The sequence below is a fragment of the Kocuria carniphila genome (assembly GCF_004136555.1).
Classification (GTDB): domain Bacteria; phylum Actinomycetota; class Actinomycetes; order Actinomycetales; family Micrococcaceae; genus Kocuria; species Kocuria carniphila.
This window is the reverse complement of record NZ_NOIT01000013.1, coordinates 20,944-42,510: the sequence shown is the minus strand read 5'-3', so window position 1 is coordinate 42,510 and position 21,567 is coordinate 20,944. Positions and strand designations below refer to the sequence as shown.

The 21,567-nt window shown below is 63.2% G+C and carries 18 protein-coding genes and 2 tRNA genes; 5 read left to right on the top strand and 15 right to left on the bottom strand.

The features are described 5' to 3' along the window. The 7 genes from EWV37_RS10675 to rpsB all read right to left on the bottom strand — a co-directional run bounded on the left by EWV37_RS10675 (position 1) and on the right by rpsB (position 5,768). On the bottom strand, positions 1–363 hold the full coding sequence (locus tag EWV37_RS10675; RefSeq protein ID WP_095796967.1) for a DUF485 domain-containing protein: 363 nt from the start codon (positions 361–363) through the stop codon (positions 1–3). Positions 364–514: 151 nt separating this feature from the next. Next, positions 515–1,273 (bottom strand): DivIVA domain-containing protein, encoded by a 759-nt coding sequence (locus EWV37_RS10670; protein WP_095796733.1) that lies wholly within the window; start codon positions 1,271–1,273, stop codon positions 515–517. 67 nt (positions 1,274–1,340) lie between these two features. After that, entirely contained in the window at positions 1,341–2,330 is a 990-nt protein-coding gene (locus EWV37_RS10665) for a phosphatidate cytidylyltransferase (RefSeq protein WP_095796734.1), read from the bottom strand. Continuing rightward, on the bottom strand, positions 2,330–2,887 hold the full coding sequence (frr, locus tag EWV37_RS10660) for a ribosome recycling factor (protein ID WP_016996510.1): 558 nt from the start codon (positions 2,885–2,887) through the stop codon (positions 2,330–2,332). Before frr ends, EWV37_RS10665 begins: the two co-directional genes overlap by 1 nt. A 91-nt stretch (positions 2,888–2,978) precedes the next feature. Beyond that, entirely contained in the window at positions 2,979–3,752 is a 774-nt protein-coding gene (pyrH, locus tag EWV37_RS10655; protein ID WP_238663215.1) for a UMP kinase, read from the bottom strand. A gap of 174 nt (positions 3,753–3,926) precedes the next feature. Continuing rightward, positions 3,927–4,763, bottom strand: a complete 837-nt coding sequence (gene tsf, locus EWV37_RS10650; RefSeq protein WP_095796735.1) for a translation elongation factor Ts — start codon at positions 4,761–4,763, stop codon at positions 3,927–3,929. A gap of 114 nt (positions 4,764–4,877) precedes the next feature. Beyond that, a complete protein-coding gene (gene rpsB / locus EWV37_RS10645) occupies positions 4,878–5,768 on the bottom strand; it encodes a 30S ribosomal protein S2 (protein WP_129701516.1) in 891 nt (296 codons plus the stop codon). Between the two features lie 343 nt (positions 5,769–6,111). Between rpsB and EWV37_RS10640 the strand changes: the two genes are divergently transcribed. Then, positions 6,112–6,684, top strand: coding sequence for a M23 family metallopeptidase (locus tag EWV37_RS10640; protein ID WP_238663214.1), 573 nt, complete (start codon positions 6,112–6,114; stop codon positions 6,682–6,684). A gap of 348 nt (positions 6,685–7,032) precedes the next feature. Here EWV37_RS10640 and EWV37_RS10635 read toward each other — a convergent pair. The 4 genes from EWV37_RS10635 to EWV37_RS10620 all read right to left on the bottom strand — a co-directional run bounded on the left by EWV37_RS10635 (position 7,033) and on the right by EWV37_RS10620 (position 10,385). Then, a tRNA-Ile gene (locus tag EWV37_RS10635) sits at positions 7,033–7,106 on the bottom strand. Positions 7,107–7,176: 70 nt separating this feature from the next. After that, positions 7,177–8,364, bottom strand: a complete 1,188-nt coding sequence (locus EWV37_RS10630; RefSeq protein WP_238663213.1) for a glycosyltransferase — start codon at positions 8,362–8,364, stop codon at positions 7,177–7,179. After that, positions 8,354–9,307, bottom strand: a complete 954-nt coding sequence (locus EWV37_RS10625) for a DMT family transporter (protein WP_095796738.1) — start codon at positions 9,305–9,307, stop codon at positions 8,354–8,356. Before EWV37_RS10625 ends, EWV37_RS10630 begins: the two co-directional genes overlap by 11 nt. Before the next feature lie 199 nt (positions 9,308–9,506). Continuing rightward, positions 9,507–10,385 (bottom strand): phage holin family protein, encoded by an 879-nt coding sequence (locus EWV37_RS10620; RefSeq protein WP_165189392.1) that lies wholly within the window; start codon positions 10,383–10,385, stop codon positions 9,507–9,509. A 260-nt stretch (positions 10,386–10,645) separates the two neighbouring features. Between EWV37_RS10620 and EWV37_RS10615 the strand changes: the two genes are divergently transcribed. Beyond that, positions 10,646–11,803: a M20 metallopeptidase family protein gene (locus EWV37_RS10615; protein ID WP_129701514.1), complete on the top strand. Its 1,158-nt coding sequence runs from the start codon at positions 10,646–10,648 to the stop codon at positions 11,801–11,803. A 39-nt stretch (positions 11,804–11,842) separates the two neighbouring features. Beyond that, positions 11,843–13,168, top strand: coding sequence for an MFS transporter (locus EWV37_RS10610; RefSeq protein WP_129701512.1), 1,326 nt, complete (start codon positions 11,843–11,845; stop codon positions 13,166–13,168). A 151-nt stretch (positions 13,169–13,319) separates the two neighbouring features. Here the strand turns inward: EWV37_RS10610 and EWV37_RS10605 are convergent, their stop codons facing one another. Beyond that, positions 13,320–14,546: a glycosyltransferase 87 family protein gene (locus EWV37_RS10605; protein ID WP_238663212.1), complete on the bottom strand. Its 1,227-nt coding sequence runs from the start codon at positions 14,544–14,546 to the stop codon at positions 13,320–13,322. Positions 14,547–14,607: 61 nt separating this feature from the next. Beyond that, positions 14,608–15,915, bottom strand: a complete 1,308-nt coding sequence (locus tag EWV37_RS10600; protein WP_129701510.1) for a glycosyltransferase 87 family protein — start codon at positions 15,913–15,915, stop codon at positions 14,608–14,610. Positions 15,916–16,224: 309 nt separating this feature from the next. On the opposite strand from EWV37_RS10600, the gene mptB reads away from it, so the two are divergent. Further along, positions 16,225–17,838, top strand: a complete 1,614-nt coding sequence (mptB, locus tag EWV37_RS10595) for a polyprenol phosphomannose-dependent alpha 1,6 mannosyltransferase MptB (RefSeq protein ID WP_193554315.1) — start codon at positions 16,225–16,227, stop codon at positions 17,836–17,838. Positions 17,839–18,117: 279 nt separating this feature from the next. Further along, the gene (locus EWV37_RS10590) at positions 18,118–19,287 is read left to right on the top strand and encodes an IS1249 family transposase (RefSeq protein WP_129701508.1); all 1,170 of its coding nucleotides are present in this window, start codon (positions 18,118–18,120) and stop codon (positions 19,285–19,287) included. 109 nt (positions 19,288–19,396) lie between these two features. On the opposite strand, the gene EWV37_RS10585 is transcribed toward EWV37_RS10590, so the two are convergent. Together EWV37_RS10585 and dnaG are read right to left on the bottom strand one after the other, a co-directional pair. Beyond that, positions 19,397–19,469, bottom strand: a tRNA-Asn gene (locus tag EWV37_RS10585). An 80-nt stretch (positions 19,470–19,549) separates the two neighbouring features. Then, on the bottom strand, positions 19,550–21,523 hold the full coding sequence (gene dnaG, locus EWV37_RS10580; protein WP_129701506.1) for a DNA primase: 1,974 nt from the start codon (positions 21,521–21,523) through the stop codon (positions 19,550–19,552). Positions 21,524–21,567 lie beyond the last annotated feature (44 nt).

Genomic DNA, 21,567 nt, shown 5'->3' with positions numbered 1-21,567 from the left:
TTACGCTTCTCCTCGTCCCGCACCGGCGGCCTCGAGGTGCTCACGCAACGCTGTGGCCTGGGGATCAAGTTTCCGGTTGGCAAAGGACACGTACGCAGCGGTGATGCCAAAGGTGGTTACGAACTGTAGGAGCCCCAGGAGCAGCCCGAGGTTCACATTCCCGAAAATGCGCTGGGACATGAACTCAGGGGCGTAAATGGCAAGCACCACGTAGAGCAGGTACCAGACCAGGAACGCCACGGCCATGGGGAAGACGAAAGAACGGTGAGTTTTGCGCAGCTGCTGGAACTGATCCGAGCGCTGAGCTTCTGTGAAGTCGAAAGCCGTGGAGTTGGCCGAGTCGACAGGGGGCGTAGACGCCATGAAAGCCTCCTTGTGTGATGAGGACCACATTAGGCTCTTTGTATCCACAAACACAACAGCAACGCGAAAAAAGACGAAAAAACGGGCCCAACTTTCCGAATATTTCGGTAGTTAGGCCCGCTTTGTATACAAACGCGCGGAAGTCTGGGAGTCAGCGCAATGCCAGGATGAGCTCCACGACCCGGTCCATGAACGCATCGACTTGCTGTTCCTCGTAGCATCGTTGACCCTGCGCCTGACGGAACACCGCCTTGCGCACCAGTGTTGGATCAAGAGCTTCGTCGGAACGGAAGTGCTCGGTGATCCGGTCACACAGCACATCCACGTCAGAGACCGAATACCCGAGCTGCTTGCGCTGGGAAGGCCTGCGGAACCGCTCCCCGTGGGGCCGGTTCAGGCGTCCGAGCAGAGTCTGACCCATGAGTTCCAGGTGCTCCTCCCAGCGCTCGGGACCGTGCTCCGAGATGAAGGCCTCACGTTCTCGATCCGCCAGCTCGTCTTCGAGCTCGTCGAGCCGGGCATCCACCGGAGCCGGATCGTAACCGCCCTGCACACGATCGAACACGCGCTCGCGCACCTGCCGGCTACCTACGCCCGGCGCGGACTGCAGATCGCGCGCCGTGGTGGCCAGAACGGCGTCGACCCGGTCCAGGAAGTCGTCGACCTCGGCGGGATCGTAACCCCAGCGTTCATCCTCGACACGCATGAACTTGCGGCCCGCCGTCTCGCGAGCCGGAGCCGAAGCCTGCGTGGCCTCCTGAGTGGGGGCAGCCGCCTGGGGGGCGGCAGCAGAGTGGCTGGGGGCGCCGTCGCCGCCCGGGACCTGCTGGGCCTTGGTTCGAGTGTCCAGTCCGTCGATCGCCTGCGTGGGCTGATCAGCGGCGGAGGAACCCAACGTGTTCTCGGTCATTTTGGTGTGTACCTTTCCAACTGCCGAAGCGATTCCGCTCCGCGCCCCGACCAGCCGGGGCCAATGCCTATCCCAGAAGGGCGAATAACTCGAAGATCACGTAGCCGGTCATGACCGCGAACAGAATGGAATCGATGCGGTCCATCACTCCCCCGTGCCCCGGTAGCAACGTGCCCATGTCCTTGATGCCCAGCTCACGCTTGATCATGGACTCGGAAAAGTCGCCCAGGGTGGAAACGGCCACGATTGCCAGGGCGAGAATGATGCCCTGCCACCAAGCGTCCCCCAGTAGGAAGACCGAACACAGAACGCCCACGATCATGGCACCACCGGCCGATCCGGCAAAGCCCTCCCAGGACTTCTTGGGCGAGATCTTGGGTGCCATGGGATGTTTACCCCACACGACACCCACCGCGTAGCCGAACGTGTCCGAGCTGACCGCGAGCAGGATGACGGTGAGGATCTTGAAGGGTCCGTCGTCGGAGTGATAAAGCAGCAGAGCAGCGCTCAGCAGGAACGATGCCCACACCAAGGCGAAGACCGACCCCATGATGGAGAGCAGCATGCCCTCCTTGGGCCCGAAGGCTCGCCACAACACGACGAGCGTCACTGAGAGCACCATGGCGAATGAGAGATACTGCGCGCCGCCCTGATAGGCCGCCAGAGGCATGAGCACCGCGGCTATCACCGCTGGAACCCTGGGGATCCGAATCCCCCGGTAGCTCAGCGAACGTGCGATCTCCCACACGCCAATCCCGGCGGCGGTGCCGGCCAGCAGCGCGAGGACGATCGGGAAGAGGTAGAGTCCCACCAACAGGGTGGCAATCAGAACCAGTGCAACGGCGATGGCCGCCGGTAAATTGCGTCCGGCCTTGGACGGCGCGCGGTGTTCGTCGCTGCGTGTCCAAGGCCGCTTGATGACTTCTCTCAGTGTGCCCGTGTTGAGCAGGTCGATCCGGGAGGGTTTACCTGCCGGGTCATGCCGTTCATCCGCCTGTCCCTGGGGAGAGGCGGATGAACGGTTGTCAGATCCGTGAGGGGTATGAGCTGCCGCCATCAGGCACCGAGCAGTTCGGTTTCCTTGTTCTTGAGCAGCTCATCGATCTGGTCAATGTGCTTCTTGGTGGCGGCGTCGAGGTCCTTCTCGCCGCGCTTGCCTTCGTCCTCGCCCACGTCGCCGTCCTTGATGGCCTTTTCCATGGCCTCCTTGGCGCTACGACGGATGTTGCGCACGGACACGCGGCCTTCCTCGGCCTTGGTGGAAACGACCTTGACGTATTCTTTGCGGCGCTCCTCGGTGAGCTCCGGCATGACCACGCGAATCACGTTGCCGTCATTGGCGGGGTTGGCTCCGATATCCGAATCGCGCAGCGCCTTCTCAATGTCGTTGAGGGCGGAGCGGTCGTAGGGAGTGATCAGCAGGGTGCGCGCCTCGGGCGTCTGGAAGGACGCCAGCTGCTGCAGCGGAGTGGGCGTGCCGTAGTACTCGACCGTGAGGCTCGAGAACAGTGCCGGGTTCGCGCGACCGGTGCGAACCGTGGAGAAGTCGGTCTTGGCCGCATCCACCGCTTTGGCCATCCGGGAGGTGGCGTCGGAAAGGATCTCGGAAATCACGTGTTTTGCTCCTTATACGTGGAAAAGCCAGGGGCGCTGGCGGACTGCGGTACTAGCTTCCACTCTATCGGTGGATGCAAGTACTAACGATTCACGGGGTGACCAGCGTGCCGATCTGCTCCCCCAGTACCGCGCGGGTGACATTACCTTCACCCTCCATGCCGAACACGCGCATGGTCACGTTGTTGTCGCGGCACAGGCTGAAAGCGGTCTGATCCATCACGCGGATGTCGCGTGCCAGGGCTTCGTCGTAGGTCAGAGCGGTCAGGCGTTCCGCGGTGGGGTCCTTGCGGGGATCGGCCGTGTACACGCCGTCCACACCGTTCTTGGCCATCAGAACCTCGGTTGCGTGGACTTCGAGTGCTCGCTGGGCGGCCACGGTGTCTGTAGAGAAGTACGGCAGCCCTGCACCGGCGCCGAAGATGACCACGCGGTCCTTCTCCATGTGGCGGATGGCACGGCGGGGGATGTAGGTCTCGGCCACCTGTTCCATCTTGATGGCCGACTGCACGCGGGTATCGACCCCGCACTGCTCCAGGAAGTCCTGCAACGCCAGGCAGTTCATCACGGTGCCCAGCATGCCCATGTAATCCGCGCGCGAGCGATCCATCCCGGCTTGGGAGAGCTCGGCGCCACGGAAGAAGTTGCCACCACCCACCACGATGGAGGTTTCCACCTGGCCCACGGTGGCCGCGATCTGCTCGGCAATCCGACGGACCACGGTGGTGTCCAGACCCACCTGCCCGCCGCCGAAGACCTCACCGGAGAGCTTCAACAGCACCCTGCGGCGCTTGGGCTCGACCCGGGGATCCCGGCTCAACCGCACGGCTTCGTCGTGCAGTTCGGATTCGTTGGTGGTGGGCATAGATCCTCCCGAAAAATACGTGGTCGAGGTGCGGGCCCGAATGTGGCAGACCGCTTTACAGCATACAGAAACGGCGGGGTGCCACCGATTGCTCGGTGACACCCCGCCGAGGTGACCTCGTACGACGCCGCTCGCGAGCGGCGTCGGCGGAGGTTGCCTAACTAACTAGCTAGCTCAGGCACCCACGCGGAAACGCGCGAAGGCAGTGGCGGTGGCGCCTGCCTCGGACAGCACCTGGCCCACGGACTTCTTGGAATCCTTGGCGAAGTCCTGATCGACCAGAACGACGTCTTTGTAGAAGCCCTTGAGGCGACCCTGAACGATGTTCGGGATGATCTTGTCCGGCTTGCCCTCGTTGCGTGCGGTCTCTTCGGCCACGCGCTTCTCGTTCTCGACGGTCTCTTCCGGAACGTCGGACTCGTGGAGGAAGCTCGGGGACATGGCGGCGGTGTGCACAGCCACGTCGTGAGCGGCCTGGTCGATGTCGGCGCCTTCACCGGACACGGCCAACAGCACGCCGACCTGCGCCGGGAGATCCTTGGAGGTCTTGTGCAGGTAAACGGCCACGTGATCGCCCTGGACGCGAGCCACGCGACGCACGACGACCTTCTCGCCCAGCAGTGCGCCGGTCTCGGTCACGAGCTCGGACACGGGCTTGCCCTCGGAATCAGCAGCGAGCAGTTCGTCCAGGTCCTTGGCGTCAGCGGCAACGGCTGCGTCCAGAACCTTGGCACCGAACTCGACGAACGGGCCGGACTTGGCCACGAAGTCGGTTTCGGAGTTGAGCTCGACCATGTGGCCGACGTTGCCCTCGACGCGAGCGACGATGATGCCCTCCGCGGTGGAACGGCCTTCACGCTTGGTGACGCCCTTGAGGCCCTTCACGCGGATGATTTCCTGGGCCTTCTGAGCGTCGCCATTAGCTTCGTCCAGGGCCTTCTTGACGTCGAGCATGCCGGCACCGGTGCGCTCGCGCAGTGCCTTGATGTCAGCAGCGGTGTAGTTCGCCATGTGAACTCCTCTGTTGTCGTTTGGGGTTGGCCGGGCGCGAGATACACGCCCGGCCAACGTCGGTGACCATGATGGGCCACCCGAAAGAATGGAAGGTAAACGAAACTCGCGGCCTTACTCGGCTGCGGGGGTCTCTTCCTTCGGAGCTTCCTCGGAAGCAGCCTCGGTCTCGGCTGCGGGCGCAGCCTGCTCAGCATCGTCAGCCTTTTCGGCGGACTCGGCCTTCTCGGCGCCCTCGGCCTCGTGCTGTTCGAGGAGCTCGCGCTCCCACTCGGCCATCGGCTCGTCGGTGGCGTTGCCACCGGACTTACCGTTGTTGCGCTCGATGAGGCCCTCGGCCACGGCGTCGGCGATCACGCGGGTCAACAGCGAGACGGATCGAATGGCGTCGTCGTTACCCGGGATCGGGAAGGAGACCTCGTCCGGGTCGCAGTTGGTGTCCAGGATCGCGACGATCGGGATACCGAGCTTCTGCGCCTCGTCAACGGCCAGGTGTTCCTTCTTGGTGTCAACGATCCACACCAGCGAGGGAGCCTTGGTCAGGTTGCGGATACCGCCCAGGGTGCGCTCCAGCTTTTCCTTCTCGCGGCGCAGCAGCAGCAGTTCCTTCTTGGTGTACTGCGAACCGGCGACGTCGTCGAAGTCGACCTCTTCCAGTTCCTTCATGCGATCGATGCGCTTGGAAACGGTGGAGAAGTTGGTGAGCATGCCGCCCAACCAGCGGTGGTTCACGTAGGGCATGTTCACGCGGGTGGCCTGCTCGGCGATGGCTTCCTGAGCCTGCTTCTTGGTACCCACGAACAGAATGGTGCCACCGTGAGCCACGGTGTTCTTGACTGCTTCGTAGGCGCGGTCAATGAAGCCCAGCGACTGCTGCAAGTCAATGATGTAGATGCCATTGCGCTCGGTGAAGATGAAACGCTTCATCTTGGGGTTCCAACGGCGGGTCTGGTGGCCGAAGTGAACGCCGTTGTCGAGCATCTGGCGCATGGTTACGACGGGCATGTCGTCTCCTGTTAATTGCTGGCGGCCTTATGGGCGACCGCCATGGGTTTACGGTTATTGATCGATCGGGACGATCCCTGGCGCGATTCGTGATCCGGTCCAACGGACCTGACCAACGCACCCCATCCGCAACAAGTTCCGGACCGAGGAGTGCGCACACACGTCAATGTGTTCCTTCGCGCGCGAAGTCAGTGTCAGCCTCACGGTCTTACCCGGGTCACGGGCATGATGAATGAGGGCAGTCGACACTGCAACGTTCAGAATACATCATGCACGGTGCATCTCGCTCCACATCGAGCGGATTCCTCTGGTGTCAGCCATCTCGCGGGGTCAGGCTTGCCTCATGGTCCCCGACGACGCCGCCCTCGCCCCTTATTCACCCGCCTCGCGTTCTCCGCTTGGTCACCGGTCGAGAGCGTTCACCATTCTTGTGGCGCTCTGTCTCCTCCTTGGTGCTGCGTTGGGCGGTGGGGCGCTCGGTCTACAGCCGGCTCTGGCCGCCGGAGGGTGGACATGGCCGGTCAAGCCCAAACCAGCGGTCACGCGCACGTTCCAACCGCCGGCCGAGAAGTGGCTCTCGGGCCGCCGTGGCGTGGACCTGGGTGCGGCACCGGGAACCGAGGTTCGCTCCCCCGCGGCAGGCACGGTGACGTTCGCCGGAGTTGTCGTGGACCGGCCGGTGATCACGGTGGATCACGGCGGTGGGTTGAAATCCTCTTTCGAACCCATTGAAGCCTCGGTCAAACGCGGCGACTCGGTGGCCCGGGGACAGGTGATCGGCAACATCGCTTCCGCCGGACACTGTCCTCCGGCGAACTGCGTGCACTGGGGTGTTCGACGGGACGGCGAATACGTGAACCCCTTGCAGTTCGTGCAGGACATGCGCCCGTCTGTGTTGCTACCAGTGCCCGAGTGATGGCGGCTGCGGCTCTTGGCTCTCGTGTGCCTGCGGGACTGCCGGATCTGCTGGCTCCCCGACTCCCGACGGGTGTACACCTGGGGGTCCGCTGCGACCCGACGTCTGGGGGTCGGCTGCGTCCCGGTATCTGGGGTCCGCCTGCATCCTGGATGCCGTCAGGACCCCACCGTGCACCTGAGGTTTCTTTGCAACCCTTATCCACTGTGCCAAGGGCTCCAACGGCGCAGGAGGTGCAGCGGGTGGTTCTACCGAACCATGAGGTGAGTAGCTGACGGCTTGAACCGTCACAACCAGATGAAAAAGGCCCTCTCGCCAATGTTTCCATCGGCGAAAGGGCCATTTCTGTAGGGCGGGTGGGGCTTGAACCCACGACCAAAGGATTATGAGTCCTCTGCTCTGACCAGCTGAGCTACCGCCCCCTGTTGCCACCACGAAACAGTGCCGTGGTCGCCGCTCTACGCTACCGCATCCACGCGGTGGAGCCGCTCATCAGACAGGTTCGCCGCGATAAATCCGTTCGAAGGTGTCCAGCGTCTTGGCGAACGAGTGCTGCGCCATCATCCGGTGGCTGGCCTCCCCCATGGCGCGCTGTCTCTCGGGACTGGCGTCCAGAACCAACTGCAGCTTCTCCGCCAGGTCCTGGGGATTTCCAGGTTCGAAGAGGTAGCCGTTGACTCCTTCGTCCGCCAAGTGCGGCAAGGCCCGCGCGTTGGCGAGAACCACAGGGGTGGACGCGGACATTGCTTCCAGCGTGACCAGCGACTGCAGCTCGGCGGTGCCCGGCTGACAGAACACATCGGCGTTCAGGTACGAAACACGCAGCTGTTCGTCGGTCAGGAACCCACGGAAATGGATTCGTTCGGCCACACCCAGCGAGTGCGCGAGCGAAACCAATGTGTCGAGCTGCTCACCCTCCCCCACAATTTCCGCGTGCACATTCTTCTCGGCCGGGATGAGGGATATGGCTTCGATCAGCTCGTTGACGTTCTTCTCCACGGCCAGGCGACCGCAGAACAGAACGGTCTCACGGTTGGGCTTCTTCATGTTCTCACCCGGGTGAAGTTCGTAGTCACCCACCTGAATGCCGTTGGACACGGGAATCGCGTTGTCATCCACGCCATTGGTCACCATGGTGTCCACGGCCAACTGGGTCGGTGCCGTCACCACATCGCAGCGGCGGAACTGGCGGGCCAGGTCCCACCACGACACCTTCCGATACCCACGAATGAACCATTCCGGGAACGGCAGGAACGGCTCGATGTTCTCCGGGATGAAGTGGTTGGTGCCTACCAACCGGATCCCGCGGCGCTGAGCTTCCTGGATAGCGAGTCGTCCCAGGATGTAGTGACATTGGCTGTGCACCACATCCGGCTGGACTTCATCGATCACCCGTTTGATCTCGCTGTAGATCTCCCACGGGAAGCACAACCGGAAATACGAATGGGTGAACGCACGGTGCGAGCGGATCCGGTGCTCGGTCACGCCGTCCTTCTCGACCGTCAGGGATTTACCCCGGGACGTCATAGGCGCCATCACATGAACCTCGTGGCCACGCCGGAGCATGCCCTGTGCGAGCCGCCGAGCGAACTGCGCCGAGCCGTTGATGTCCGGCGGATAAGTTTCGGCGATGATCAAAATCTTCAAGGGGCGCTGTTCCTCGGGATGCTCAGTGCTCACGGGTGCTGTTCAGAGTCTTCCTGTGCTCAAGGTCGGTGGGTGGAGCTTCACTTGAGAGTTCACGCTGCAGTTGCTTGGTCTGCTCCCTACGCTCGATCACCTCTGGGTGATGCCGGGACAGCAGTACCACGCCGACTATAGCAACGGCGCCTGCCAGAGACATGACCGCTCCGATGATAGGGGTGAAGCCCGGTCCGGCCTCCCCTAGGACAGACAGGCCAAGGATCACGCCCACTATCGGATCGACCACGGTCAGGCCCGCGATCACCAGATCAGGGGGTCCGCATGAGTAAGCACACTGAACCATCCAACCACCCACCACGGAGGCCACAACGATCATGATGACCGTGAACCAGTGGATCTGCCCCAGTCCGTGGGCCAGGGTGTGAGTCATGGTGAGTCGCACCAGCACCGCTACGAATCCATAGAGGATTCCTGCCGCCAAGACGTAGAACATGCTGATACGGCGGTGCCGAAGGAACAATTCCGCGATACCGAAGAAGAGGACCAGCCCGATCAGGATGGACACCAAAATGGTCTCCGCTTTGGGATCAGCCAAGTAGGTGGGGTCGGTGCCCGCAACAGCGGCCACAACGAACACCGCACCGCCCGCGGTGCAGAGAGAGATCGCACCCCACGTCCGGACATTGATGTCCAGGTGCTTGTGCTTGGCGTGCAACAAGGTGGTGATCACCAGTGCGATCACGCCGATGGGTTGCACTACCGTCACGGTCGCCAAGGTCAACGCGGCAACGTTGAGTGCCGTGCCCAGGCCCAGCAGAACCAACCCGGCCACCCACTTGGGATTGCGCACCAGCGAACCAAGGTTCGAGGGCTTCAAAGCCTCCTGGGTGTGCGCCGTGACGGCCGCAGACTGGGTCTGAGTACCGAGCGCCAGGCAGAGGGCGGCTATGAGAGCCAAGGAAACTGCCAACCACTGCATCACCGGTTCATCACATCTTCCACCACAGCTTCATCGTAGGGCGCGCCCGTGGCATTTTCCTCACCAAATCATGGAAATCAGCCCGTGGGAGGACCAACGCCATACTCCGGTAGGAGTTGGGCAGGAGGAAGGCCGGGTCACCGTGGTGACCCGGCCTTCCGGAGGCGACGCCGCGGCGTCGTCGAATCGTGTCGAGCGATTACTTCTTGAGGAGCTTGCGCAAGAACACCAAGAACGCAGATCCCGCGGTTGCGGCAACCGCGAGCGGCTGCCAGCGATCCGCCAGCGGGTTCTCGCCGGCAGTGGCCGAGGTGGAACCCCCGGTACGCACACCCTGCGAACCGCCACTGGTCGCGAAGGTCTGCTTGATCGAGTTCTCGGTGGACTTGAAGGTATTCGCGGTGCGACCAACGAATCCCTGAGTGGCTGCTTGAACGGAGTCCGCACGATTCTGGGCGTCGTCGCGCAGGCTCTTCAGGTGCTCGCGGCGCAACTTCAGACGGTGGCGCAACTGCTCCTCGGTCGGCTTGACCGGCTTGACCTGGTTGGGGTCGTTGGCGGCAGCTTCCTGCTCGCGTTCCTTCTGCTGCTCGGCCTCGTTCATCTCACGCTGCACGCGACCTTCGGTGTAGGCAGAGCCTTCCTTCACGACACCCAGATCGTAACGGAGACCGAAAATAGTCTTCTCCGGCTTGAGCGGCAGAGCGCTCTTGATCTTGGACAACGCAATCAGTGCGAGGACCGCAAGAATGATGATGAAGAGCAGGGCCAGCAGCAACGCGGCCAACCACGCCGGCATCACGTTCGACAAGCCCGCAATGGCCGCACCGATCAGTGCGATGACAGCCATACCCAGGAACACCAGGCCCACAATGGCGAGGGCCGCACCCACGCCGAGCTTGATCCCCTTGTCCTTGAGCTCGAGTACCGCTAACTGCGCCTCGTCCTTGAGCTGCTTGGGCAGCAAACGGGCGAAGACCTTGGCGACATCAAGGATGGATGCCGCTCCAGGTTTCTTGGTTGCCCGAGTACGCGCGCCGGGGGTGTGGCCGCTTTCCGGGCCCACTGCATGACTCATGCCGCCTCCGATGTTGCTTGAACTTCACTACTGGTTATTTTTCAAGGTCAAAACTACCACTCAGCATGCTGCCAGGAGGCTAGCCCGCTCGGATCCCGCTGTCACAGAGTTAGGAAACAGTTGCGTTTCACCCGGGGGTGCAAAACTGGAATTGTTCACACGAACACGATTTGAGCCGAACAAGTTACACTTGCTGCGTTGGAACGGCTCGAAATCATCAAAATCGAGCCAAGTGGCTCATAAATCCTTCAGGAGCGACCATGACTATCGAGATCAACGTTCCCGCCGCCGACATCATCAAGTGGCGCCGCCACTTTCACGCTAACCCCGAGCTGTCCTTCAAGGAGCACAACACGGCCAAGTTCGTGGCCGAAACCCTGGAGAGCTTCGGATTGGCCCCGACCCACCCCACCGAAACTTCCGTGGTGGCCGTGATCGAGGGCAAGGGCCCCGGTAAGACCGTGGCGCTGCGCGCCGATATGGACGCGCTTCCCCTCAACGAGGAGACCGACAACGACTTCAAGTCCACCGTTGACGGTGTGATGCACGCGTGCGGTCACGACACCCACACCGCCATGCTGCTCGGTGCCGCCAAGGCATTGACCGAGCTCAAGGACACTTTCAACGGCCGCGTGAAGCTCATCTTCCAGCACGCCGAGGAGACCCCTCCCGGAGGTGCCAAGGAAATGGTGGCCGCCGGAGTCCTGGAAGACGTGGACGCCATTTACGGCATGCACATCATGAACCAGAAGACCGGCACCGTCAGCGTGCACAAGGGCCCCGCGTCCACCGTGGCCGGTGGCTTCTTCCTGAAGATCAACGGCCAGGGTTCGCACGGCTCCATGCCGCAGGACGGAATCGACCCGGTACTGGTCGCCGCGCAGGTGACCGTTGCCCTGAACACGATCGTCTCCCGCAGTGTTGCACCCGATCACATGAACGTGGTCAACGTGGGCATGATCCAGGCCGGTCAGGCTCCCAACGTGATCCCGGATTCGGCCAAGCTCGGTGTCTCCATGCGCACCGTGGACGACAACGACTGGAACATCCTCAAGGAACGCGCCACGGAGATCGTCGAGAACGTGTGCGCCGCCTACGGTGCCAAGGCCGAGTTCCAGTGGGCCGAGGGCTACCCCGTGGTCATCAACAACGATGACCTCGCGGAGCTGGCCCTGGAAGCAGCCAAGAAGGCCGTTGGAGACGAGAACGCGTTCTGGGGTCCGCCCGCCTCTGCGTCCGAGGACTTCTCCTACTTCGCCCGTGAGATCCCCGGTTGCTTCATCTTCCTGGGCGGTGGCACCGCCGAGGACGGCCTGCCCTACATGAACCACCACCCCAAGTTCGACATCAAGGAAGAGGCTCTCGAAGCCGGCGCCCGCACGGAAGTGCAGATCGCCCTGGACTTCCTGGCTTCTTGATCCCCCGTCCGCATCACTTGAGTACGAAAGGCTGAGGAAATGAACCTCACCAAAACCCAGAAGGGCGTGTTCGCCACACTCTTCTGGGTGGGTTTGCTGGCTAACATCGAAAAGGGTCTGGCGGGTGCTATCGGTCCGTTCCTGACCGACCCGGCCTACATGTCCAACCTGGGACTGGAGACCTTCACCAAGACCCAGTTCGGGCTGATCACCACTCTGTTCTACCTGTCCTTCATCGTGATGACCTTCGTGGCTGGCTGGTTCGTGGACCGCTACGGCTACCGCATCTTCATCCCGGTGGCACTGTTGATCCTGGCCGCTGGCGCTGCGTTCTTTGGCTTCGCCGGCTTCAGCTCCACGTCCATGATCTTCATCCTGATCCCGCTGGCACGTCTGATCATCGGTTTCGGTCAGGCCGGTTACACCAACGGCACCCCGCCGGTCATCGCCAAGATGTTCGCCGCCGAAGAGCGCGGCGCCGTGCAGTCCAAGGTGGTCTCCACTGCCGGTATCGGTACGATCCTCGTTTACCTGGTCTTCGCACCGCTCGTGGTCGCCCGTGACTTCCGTTGGATGTACTTCCTGCTCGCCGTCCTGTTGGTCGTTGCGACCCTGATGTTCATCAAGCTGGTCCCGAGCGAGTCCCCGGCCGACAAGGCCGCCGCCGCTGACAAGGCTGCTGCCAAGGCCAAGAACGACGTCTCCATCCTGGACGCCTGGAAGAACCGCAACTCACTGGTCCTGGGCCTGTGCCTCTTGCTCAACAACGCCGTGGGCGTGGGCCTGCTGACCTGGCTCGCCACGATGTACTCAGAGCAGTTCGGCATCACCCCCACCGGATGGGAGTACATGGTCGTGATGGTCGGTTACGGTCTCTCGCTGTGGATCGCTACCAGCACGGGTGCCACCGTGGTCAAGCGCTGGTTCGAGAACAACGAGAAGGTCTTCATGCTGCTGATGTCCAGCATCGGCGCAGTGCTCATGGTCATCGCCGTGATCATCCCCAACCTGTGGGGCTCCGCGGTCATGATGTGGCTGGCCAACCTGTTCATCATGTGGTCCTTCTCCGCCATCCTGATGCTCCCCTACCGCTTGATCCCGCTGAAGATCATCGGTTCCGCGTTCGCAGTCATCAACATCGGCGCGTTCGTCGGTGGTATGGCCCAGGGTGCCCTGGTCGGTGCAGTGGTCGACGCCGCAGGTTACGTGGTGGCCTTCATCGTCCTGGCTGTCATGCTGGTCGCCGGCGGTCTGGCTCCGTTCCTGCTCAAGGAACCGGCTCGCCCGATCAACGAACCCACGACCCCTCCGGGTAACCCGGAGGCCGGTGTCGAGGCAGCAACCGGCACCACCGACGAGAAGTAAGGTACTGACCTTCACTTCACGTTCCTGAAGAAGCCGAAGGCGCCCCGGACAGTTACTGTCCGGGGCGCCTTTGGTTCGTGGTGCACCCAAGGCCCCGTACGACGTCGTTCTGGTCGCGTTCCTGACCAGGGCAACCGGCGAGCGCGGCGCCTCAGCCCTGAGCCACCTCGCGTGCGGGCTGCGGCTTGGTTCCGAGATCCCAAGTGCGCTTGACCGACCAGGCGAGCAGGAGTACCAGGAGGACGTTTCGGATGGTCAGCACACCTGCCATGATCGGATTGGCGTGAATGAGCGGGGTGTAGAAGAGCGGGTAGATGAAGAACGTGACGACCGCGATGCCCATGAGCAGGGCCGCGGGGGTGCGCCAGCGCTTCCAGTCGTAGACGAGGCCGGCCACGATCACGGGCGCGAGCCAGATCATAAACTGTGGTGAGCCCACTTTGTTGAACACGATGAGCACGGTGGTCATCATCAGAGCACCCTCGTAGAAGAGTTCACCGCGGTCCGCTCCCCTGCGCAACGAACGAATCAACAGAGCGGTGCCCAGGACCACTGCCACGATGAGCAGCGGTTGCATGAGGTACGCGGCGACCTCGGTGCCGGGCCCGTAGACCTCAGACGAGTTGATCGCCGTGTTGTCCGCGATCTTGGAATCCGCGATGTTCAGCACGCTCAACCACACCCACGGGGTGGAGAAAGTAGCCTCGAGCTGCATGCCGCGCGAACCCTGATTGACCATGAAGTCCGCGATGCGGGCCAATCCGCCGGACAGCCACGTACCCAGAACGACCACCGCGGTGACCACTACGCCAGCCACGAACACCTGCGCGCGCTTCTTGGCTGCGATGAGAAGAGACAGGATGACCGCCGCGGGCCACACCTTGATCCACGTGGCGATACTCAGCAGCACGGAGGCCACCACGGGCTGCCGGGCAGCGTAGAGCATACCGATCAGCACGATGGGAGCCGCGATGCCCTCGACGCGCGCGAAGCTCAGGTACCCCATGAACACCAGGAAAATCAGCAGCCACCACGCGGGCGCCACTCCGCGACTTTGCATGGAGCGGCGGGTGAGGAACCAGATAGCAACCGCATTGAGCGCCGTGATGATCAGGGTCCACGCGAGCAGGTACAGATCGTGCCCTGCAATACCGGCCGCGTGGATGGGCAGCTGCGCCAGGACCGGGTAAACCCACGGGCTGATCGACTGATCGGTGACCTCGGGGGTGAACCCGGCCATGGCCCACTCGCGGTACTGCTCGGTGTCGCTGAAGGCCCACCCGTTCAGGAAGAAGGAGGCCAGCCAGCCCATGTAGTACAGATGAACTACCGCGAAACCCCACCACACGCTGGAGGGACGGGCGAACCAGGCGATCACGCGGTCCGGCAGCAGGGCGTCGCGTACGCCGCTCAGCCGGTCGAAGAATGCGGCGGAAATGTCAGGACTCCTTGGTCACGAGCTCATCGGTGGGGCGCTTGGATCCCAGCCAGTACAGACGGCGGGCAGACCACAGCATCAGCACAACGAGCAGCGCGTTGCGCACGGTCAGCACCAAGGCCATGGCCAGGTTGTCGTGGCTCAGCTCTGTGTAGAACAGCGGGTAAATGAAGAACGTCAGCACCGCTATCGCGATCAGCATGATGGCGGGAGTACGCCACGAGCGCCAGTGGTGCACGAGTCCCAGAGCCACGGCCGGCCCAAGCCACACCATGAACTGAGGCGAGCCCACCTTGTTGAACACGATGAACACGGACACCAGGGTCAGCGTGCCCGCGAGCAACAGCTCGGTGCGATCCGCACCACCGGTACGCACACCGTGACGTAGGGCCCGGACGAGCAACGTGGTGGTGGCCAGCGCGGCCAGAATCAGCAGGGGCTGCATGAGCGAGGACATGATCTCGGTACCGGGGCCGTCCACCTGCATGGAGTTGATGTCAGTGTTCATGTACATCTGCGAGCCGCCCACGCCCAGCACGGAGGACCACAGCCACGGGGTGGTGAACGTGGCTTCCAGTTGCATGCCACGGTCGCCCTGCTGCGTGAGGAAGTTGAAGAGCAAGGGCAGAGCACCCATGGCTGCGGCAATGCCCGCGGCCACCACGCTCACGATCAAGCCCGCCACGACCACCTGCACGCGCTGCCGCACCACCGTGAAGAGCGCCAGCACGATAGCTGCCGGCCACACCTTCATCCACGTCGCGATGCTCAGAAGAGTGGAGGCGATGAACGGATGGGCCACGCCGTAGGCCAAGGCCACCAGAACAATGGGGGCCGTCACGCCGTCGACCCGAGCAAAGCCAAGCCACCCCATGAGGAAGGTGAAGCCCAACCACCACCAGGCAGCGGGAATCGCCTGTGTGTTGCGACCGCGATCGGTGAGTTTGAGCACCGCCCAGCCGTTGAGCAGCGTGGTCATCAGGACCCAGAGGAAGAAGAAGGGCGCAGGTCCCGCGATCCCCGCGAGCGCCATGGGCAGTAGGGCCAGCACCGGATATACCCACGGGCTGGGGCCGCCGTCCAAGGCGTCCTGGTCGAAGCCGATGCGCGTCCAGCCCCGATAAATATTGGTGTCACTGAAGGCGTTGCCGTTGAGTGAAACAATCAGCGCGAAGATCAGGAAGACGAGGTGCAGGACCACGAACCCCGCCAGAAGGGCACGCGGGGAACTCAACCACCCCGGTAGGTTCCGGGGACGATCCAGAACATCCAATCGGTCCTGTTGGGTCAACGGCTTGTGCGTGGACATGATCAATCCTCGTCGGGTGCGCAGCGGTACGAGACCACGTGCGGCCTCATGAAATCAGTACCGTGCCCAGCGGAAACGGGCACGGGTGTCTTCTCATGCTACGTGCCACGGGTACCTCTCCACGGACTCGCGGCCCATGGGGTGCGGCACATCGAGGTACTGTCCCCGGCTAATCCCCATCCTGAACCGGCCCCGATACCCACGGTTGAGGCGGCTCTGACTGCTAAGATCGGCCTTCTGAGAAAGGTCCCGCGGGCCCAAGACCCTGGGTGCCCGAACACGGTCACAAGTAGGGGAACGACACAGGTCATGGCGCAAAGTGGTTCGGGTCCGGAGGTCACTGCCCACGGCAGCACCCCGGCGCAACACCAACCCTCCGAGACCCCCTCGCTCGCCGAAGCCCGTTCCGCCCCCGGCACTCCGCTGATTCCCCGCCCGCACATCGCCATCGTCCAGGGCCTGATCGGCTCGCTCATGATGCTCGTTGGGTCCGTCGGAACCGGATGGATGGCACTCGGTTCCCCCATGGTTCGCAACCCCCTGGTGATCGCCATGCGCACGGAGGGCTGGGGCATTTACACCTCCACCGTCCTGTTGACGTTCGGCGCCATGCTACTCATGCGCTCGTGGATCCGGCTGGGACAGCGACTGGCCGGCTGGCCAGAAGGTTCGCTGCGCGCCGTCGTCGCCGCGATCATTGCCTGGTCTCTGCCCTTGTTCCTGGCCGTCCCCATCTTTTCGCGCGACGTGTACGCGTACATCGGGCAAGGCCGCCTCATGGAGGCCGGAGAGAACCCGTACACGACCGGCATCTCAACCCTCGATAATTGGTTCATGCTGGGCGCTGATCCGGCGTGGGCCGAATCCCGCACCCCTTACGGTCCGTACTTCCTGTGGCTCGCGCACCTGGTCGTGAAGGTCACCGACGCCCAGCCGGACCTCTCGGGCCTCTTGTTCCGCGCCCTCGCGTGCATCGGCGTGGCACTGTGCGTGATCTACGTGCCCAAGCTCGCGAAAATGCACGGGTTCGACGGCGCTCGCGCCCTGTGGCTCTCGGTCGCCAATCCGCTGTTCCTCATCAGCTTTGTGGCCAGCGCCCACAACGACGGCCTGATGGTCGGCTTGGCCGTGGCCGGTACGTATTTCGCGGCGACCGGCCGACCCATCCGAGGGATTCTGTTGGTGACCGCCTCGATCGGCATCAAGCCGATTACCATTCTGCTGCTGCCGTTCATCGGACTGCTGTGGGCGGGGCGGAACGCGTCATGGCCCCGCAAGTTCGCGACCTGGGCCGCCACCGCAGTCCTGAGTTTCGGCGTGCTGTTCATGAGCGGCATCCCTTACAACCTGGGATCGGGGTGGATCCTGGCGATCCTGGATCCCACACCCGGGTTCACCGGCTACTCTCCCTCGGGATTCCTGGGAATGCAGGTCAACCGGATCGGCGACGCCCTCGGGCTGCCCGGCGGCGACATCGCCAAAGTCTTGCGCACCGCCCTCAAGTACCTGGGCATCGGCATTGTGGTGCTGCTGATGTTCTGGGGAGAGGGCCAGCGCAGTCACCGCGTGGTCCGCCGCATGGGTCTGGCCTTCGCAGCGGTCGTGATGCTCTCCCCCATCATCCAGCCCTGGTACATCCTGTGGTTCCTGCCGTTCCTGGCCGTCACAGGCATCAAGAACAACTGGCAGGTGCGTGTGCTGTACGTGGTTACCGGGTTCTTCGTGATCTTCGGTGCGCAGGATCAACTCTCCGTGTGGCCGTTCATCGAGGTCCAGTGGGACGTCTCCACGATCGCCTACGTCATCGCCTTGGCCTTCACCGCGTACCTCATGCTCCTCGACCCGCACACCAAGCACGTTCTCATCGAGGGCGGGCCCCGCGGTTGGTTCGAACGGCGCCGCCGACGCCGCAGCGGCCAGTAATCGTCGGCCACGTGAATCATCGCTGAACCGACGAAGTCGCGCGTCCACGGGTGAGGTTTTGACGGAACGCGAGCTGTCACTGACATCTCGGGATCAAGTTCGCTAGAAAACAAGGGGACCGGCTGCGACACTCTGCCCCGAATGTCATCGGTGTGAACCTCTGCCATAAACGATCAAGAGGACCTGCGGGTTATAGGCCAAAATGTGTGTATGGCGGGGGCTTGCTTGCCTGCGATAGCACCGTTCTAGGGGCTTTGACATGCTCTGGGAGCATGTCTGGTGCCCCTTCCACGAAACAGACCCTCTTGTGGTGTATGCGCTCAACCGTTGGTGAAGAACGGGAAGACCAGCGCTGGTCGGACCCGATGGCGATGCCGGCAGTGCGGGGCCTCAACCACCATCCACCGCGAACAGCTCACCCGACGAGCCCAACTGGACTGGTTTCACGCCTGGCTTGTGCACGGAGCGAAGAGCGGCGATTTCAGCGGTAGCGCCCGCACCTTCAGGAGAGCCACCGCCTGGTGCTGGCGAGTACCTGTCCCGCGCCCGGAGCCGACCGGGGTGATCCACCACCAGATCATGCTCGATGGCACCTACTTCAACGGCTGGTGCGTGCTCATCGCCTACACCGGCACCCACGTGGTGGACTGGCAATGGTGTGACCACGAGAAGAAAGCCGCCTGGGTGGCGCTGTTGAACCGGATCCCGGCCCCGGTCGTGGCCATCATCGACGGTGGCACCGGCCTGCACGCGGCCCTGCGCCAGGGGTGGCCCCACACCGCGGTTCAGCGCTGCTACTTCCACATCTACACCGCTATCCGCCGGCACCTGAGCCTCTCACCACGCCTGGAAGCCGGCCAAGAACTGATGCGTCTGACCCGGGCGCTGATGGCAGTCACCGACCTGGACCAAGCCGCGGTCTGGATGGGCGCCTACGCCACCTGGGAAGCGAAATGGGAGACGTTCTTGAAACAACGCTCCCGCCCGGGCAAAGGAGTACTACGCCCCACCGGGGTGAACGAGAACCGGGCCTGGTGGTACACCCATCAACGCCTACGCCGAGCCCGCGGGTTCTACCGGACCCTGATCCGCCACCACAACCTCTTCACCTGGCTCAACCCCGCCCTGGCACCGGGAACTGGGGTGAAGGTCGACCGCACGACCTCTCCGTTGGAGGGCGGGCCAAACAAAGCCATCAAAGAACTCCTACGAGCCCACCGCGGAATGCCCGAAGACCACGCTCGACGGGCCGTGGACTGGTTACTGAACTCCCTCACCGAACACCCCAGAAACCCCTGGGACCTCGCCCGGGAAGAACACTGGAACCCACCACCAACACGCCCCCAACACCAGGACGAACCGATCGGGCCGACCCTCTATGACAACGCCTTCAGTTGGGAAGACGGCAACGGCATCCAACACGGCTGGGCAGGCCGAAACCACCCATGACACACCCGAGCCATACACACATTTTGGCCTTTAACCCGGACCTGCGGACCGCTGGCCGGAACCGGAAACGACAGAAGCCCCGGCGAACCGGGGCTTCTCTCGTCTGCAGCTCCCCCGACTGGACTCGAACCAGTAACCCTTCGATTAACAGTCGAATGCTCTGCCAATTGAGCTACGGGGGAACGTGCACATCTGTGCAACGAGAAGATACTTTACAGACCCTTTGCCGGTTCCTCAAATCCGGCTCGCTGCAACGTGAACGTCAGTTACCGAGGAGGCTACGCCGCTGCATCTCCAGGTCCAGCAGCTCACGCTGCAGCGACTGGTACAGAGCCGATTCTTGCTGCGGATCCGTGCGGTTCAGGTGCGCCAGCTTGTCCGATTTGGCGCGGTTAATGTGCATCTCCACCAGGCTCGTCAGCACACCCACCGCGTAGTTGCGGACCTGTTGCTCAGAAGAAGCGGGCAGCGGGGTCACCGACAACTGCGCAAGGTATCCGTGCAACGGTTCGGGCAGCTGCCCGCGCACATGCTCGAGCCAGCCGCGGCCACCGCGAGGATCGTTCACGTCGTATTCGGGCCGCGCGGCCACGATCGCATCGTGCAGTGCCTGGTGCACCGGGTAGCGCATCTCCGCGGACTCGAAATGACCCCAGTATGCGTCCGGCACCAAGTCAGGCACCTGGAGAACAACCTCCAGCGCCTCGCGTTCCATTCGGGCCACCGGCTCGCGAGGATTGGGTAGCTGCACCTCGGCAGGGCGTTCCTGCTCCTGAGAGTCACCGGGGCGACCCCCCGGGCGTCCCGGAGTGTCAGAGCCGCGTCCGGACCCATCACGGCCCGACGAGAACTGCTGCGACTCATGATGCTGCGGCGCCCGTTGTTGCTGCCCGCGCTGTTGCGAGGACGAGCCGCGCTTGGAGGCCGCCGCGACCGCCCGCATCACCTCGTCCGTCTCGATGCCCAACCACCCGGACAACTCTCGCGCATACGCCGGCCGCAGGGACGAGTCACGGATCTGAGCCACGATCGGCGCACACGCACGCATGGCCCGCAGTCGCCCTTCCAGGCTGTTCACGTCGTAGTCGCGGATGGTGGCCTTCAACGCGAACTCGAACAGCGGGGTGCGGGTGCTGACCAGGTCACGCACGGCGGCGTCGCCCCGGGTCAGTCGTAAATCGCACGGGTCCATGCCCTCCGGGCCCACGGCCACGTAGGTCTGGGCCACGAACCGCTGGTCCTCCTGGAACGCGCGCAGCGCGGCCTTCTGCCCTGCGGCATCGCCGTCGAAGGTGAAGATGACCTCTCCCCCGGCCGAGTCGTCAGAGAGGAAGCGGCGCACGATCTTGATGTGGTCCGCACCGAACGCGGTACCGCACGTGGCCACCGCGGTCTCGACACCGGCCAGGTGACACGCCATGACGTCCGTGTAGCCCTCGACCACGACGACCTGCTTGCCCTTGGCGATCGCCCGCTTGGCCAGGTTGATGCCGTAGAGCACCTGAGACTTCTTGTAGAGCTGGGTTTCAGGGGTGTTCAGGTACTTGGGACCCTGATCGTCCTCGTAGAGCTTGCGCGCACCGAAGCCGATGACCTCTCCGGCCACCGCGTGGATGGGCCAGATCAACCGCCCGCGGAACCGGTCGTAGAGACCACGATTACCCTCGGAGAACATGCCGGTGAGTTTGAGTTCCTGGTCGGTGAAACCTTGGTCACGCAGATGCTTGAGCAGGTTGGACCAGCCCTTGGGCGCGTAGCCGATGCCGTAGGTTCGCGCGGCGGCGTCATCGAATCCGCGCTCCCCCAGGAACTGCTGCGCGGCCGTGGCCTGGCGCGTGTAGAGGTTGCGTTGGAAGAATTCCGCGGCGATCTTGTGCGCGTCCAGCAGACGTTGGCGGCGGCCGACTTCCTCGCGTTTGGGGCCCGAGCCCTGCTCGTAGCGCAGTTCGTACCCGATGCGCGCGGCCAGCCGCTCGACCGTCTCGGTGAACGGGGTGTGGTCCATCTCCATGAGGAACGCGATGACGTCCCCGGATTCATCACAGCCGAAGCAGTGGTACGTGCCCATTTGCGGGCGCACGTGGAACGAGGGCGTGCGCTCGTCGTGGAACGGGCACAGCCCCTTGTAGGAACCGATGCCGGCGGGCTTCAAGGTCACGTACTGGTCGACAATTTCCTTGAGATCGGTGCGTGATCGCACCTCGTCTATGTCTTCGCGCCTGATCAGTCCTGCCACGCCTCTCATCCTAGGCAACGCGTCAAACTCGCGGGGCCGCGACG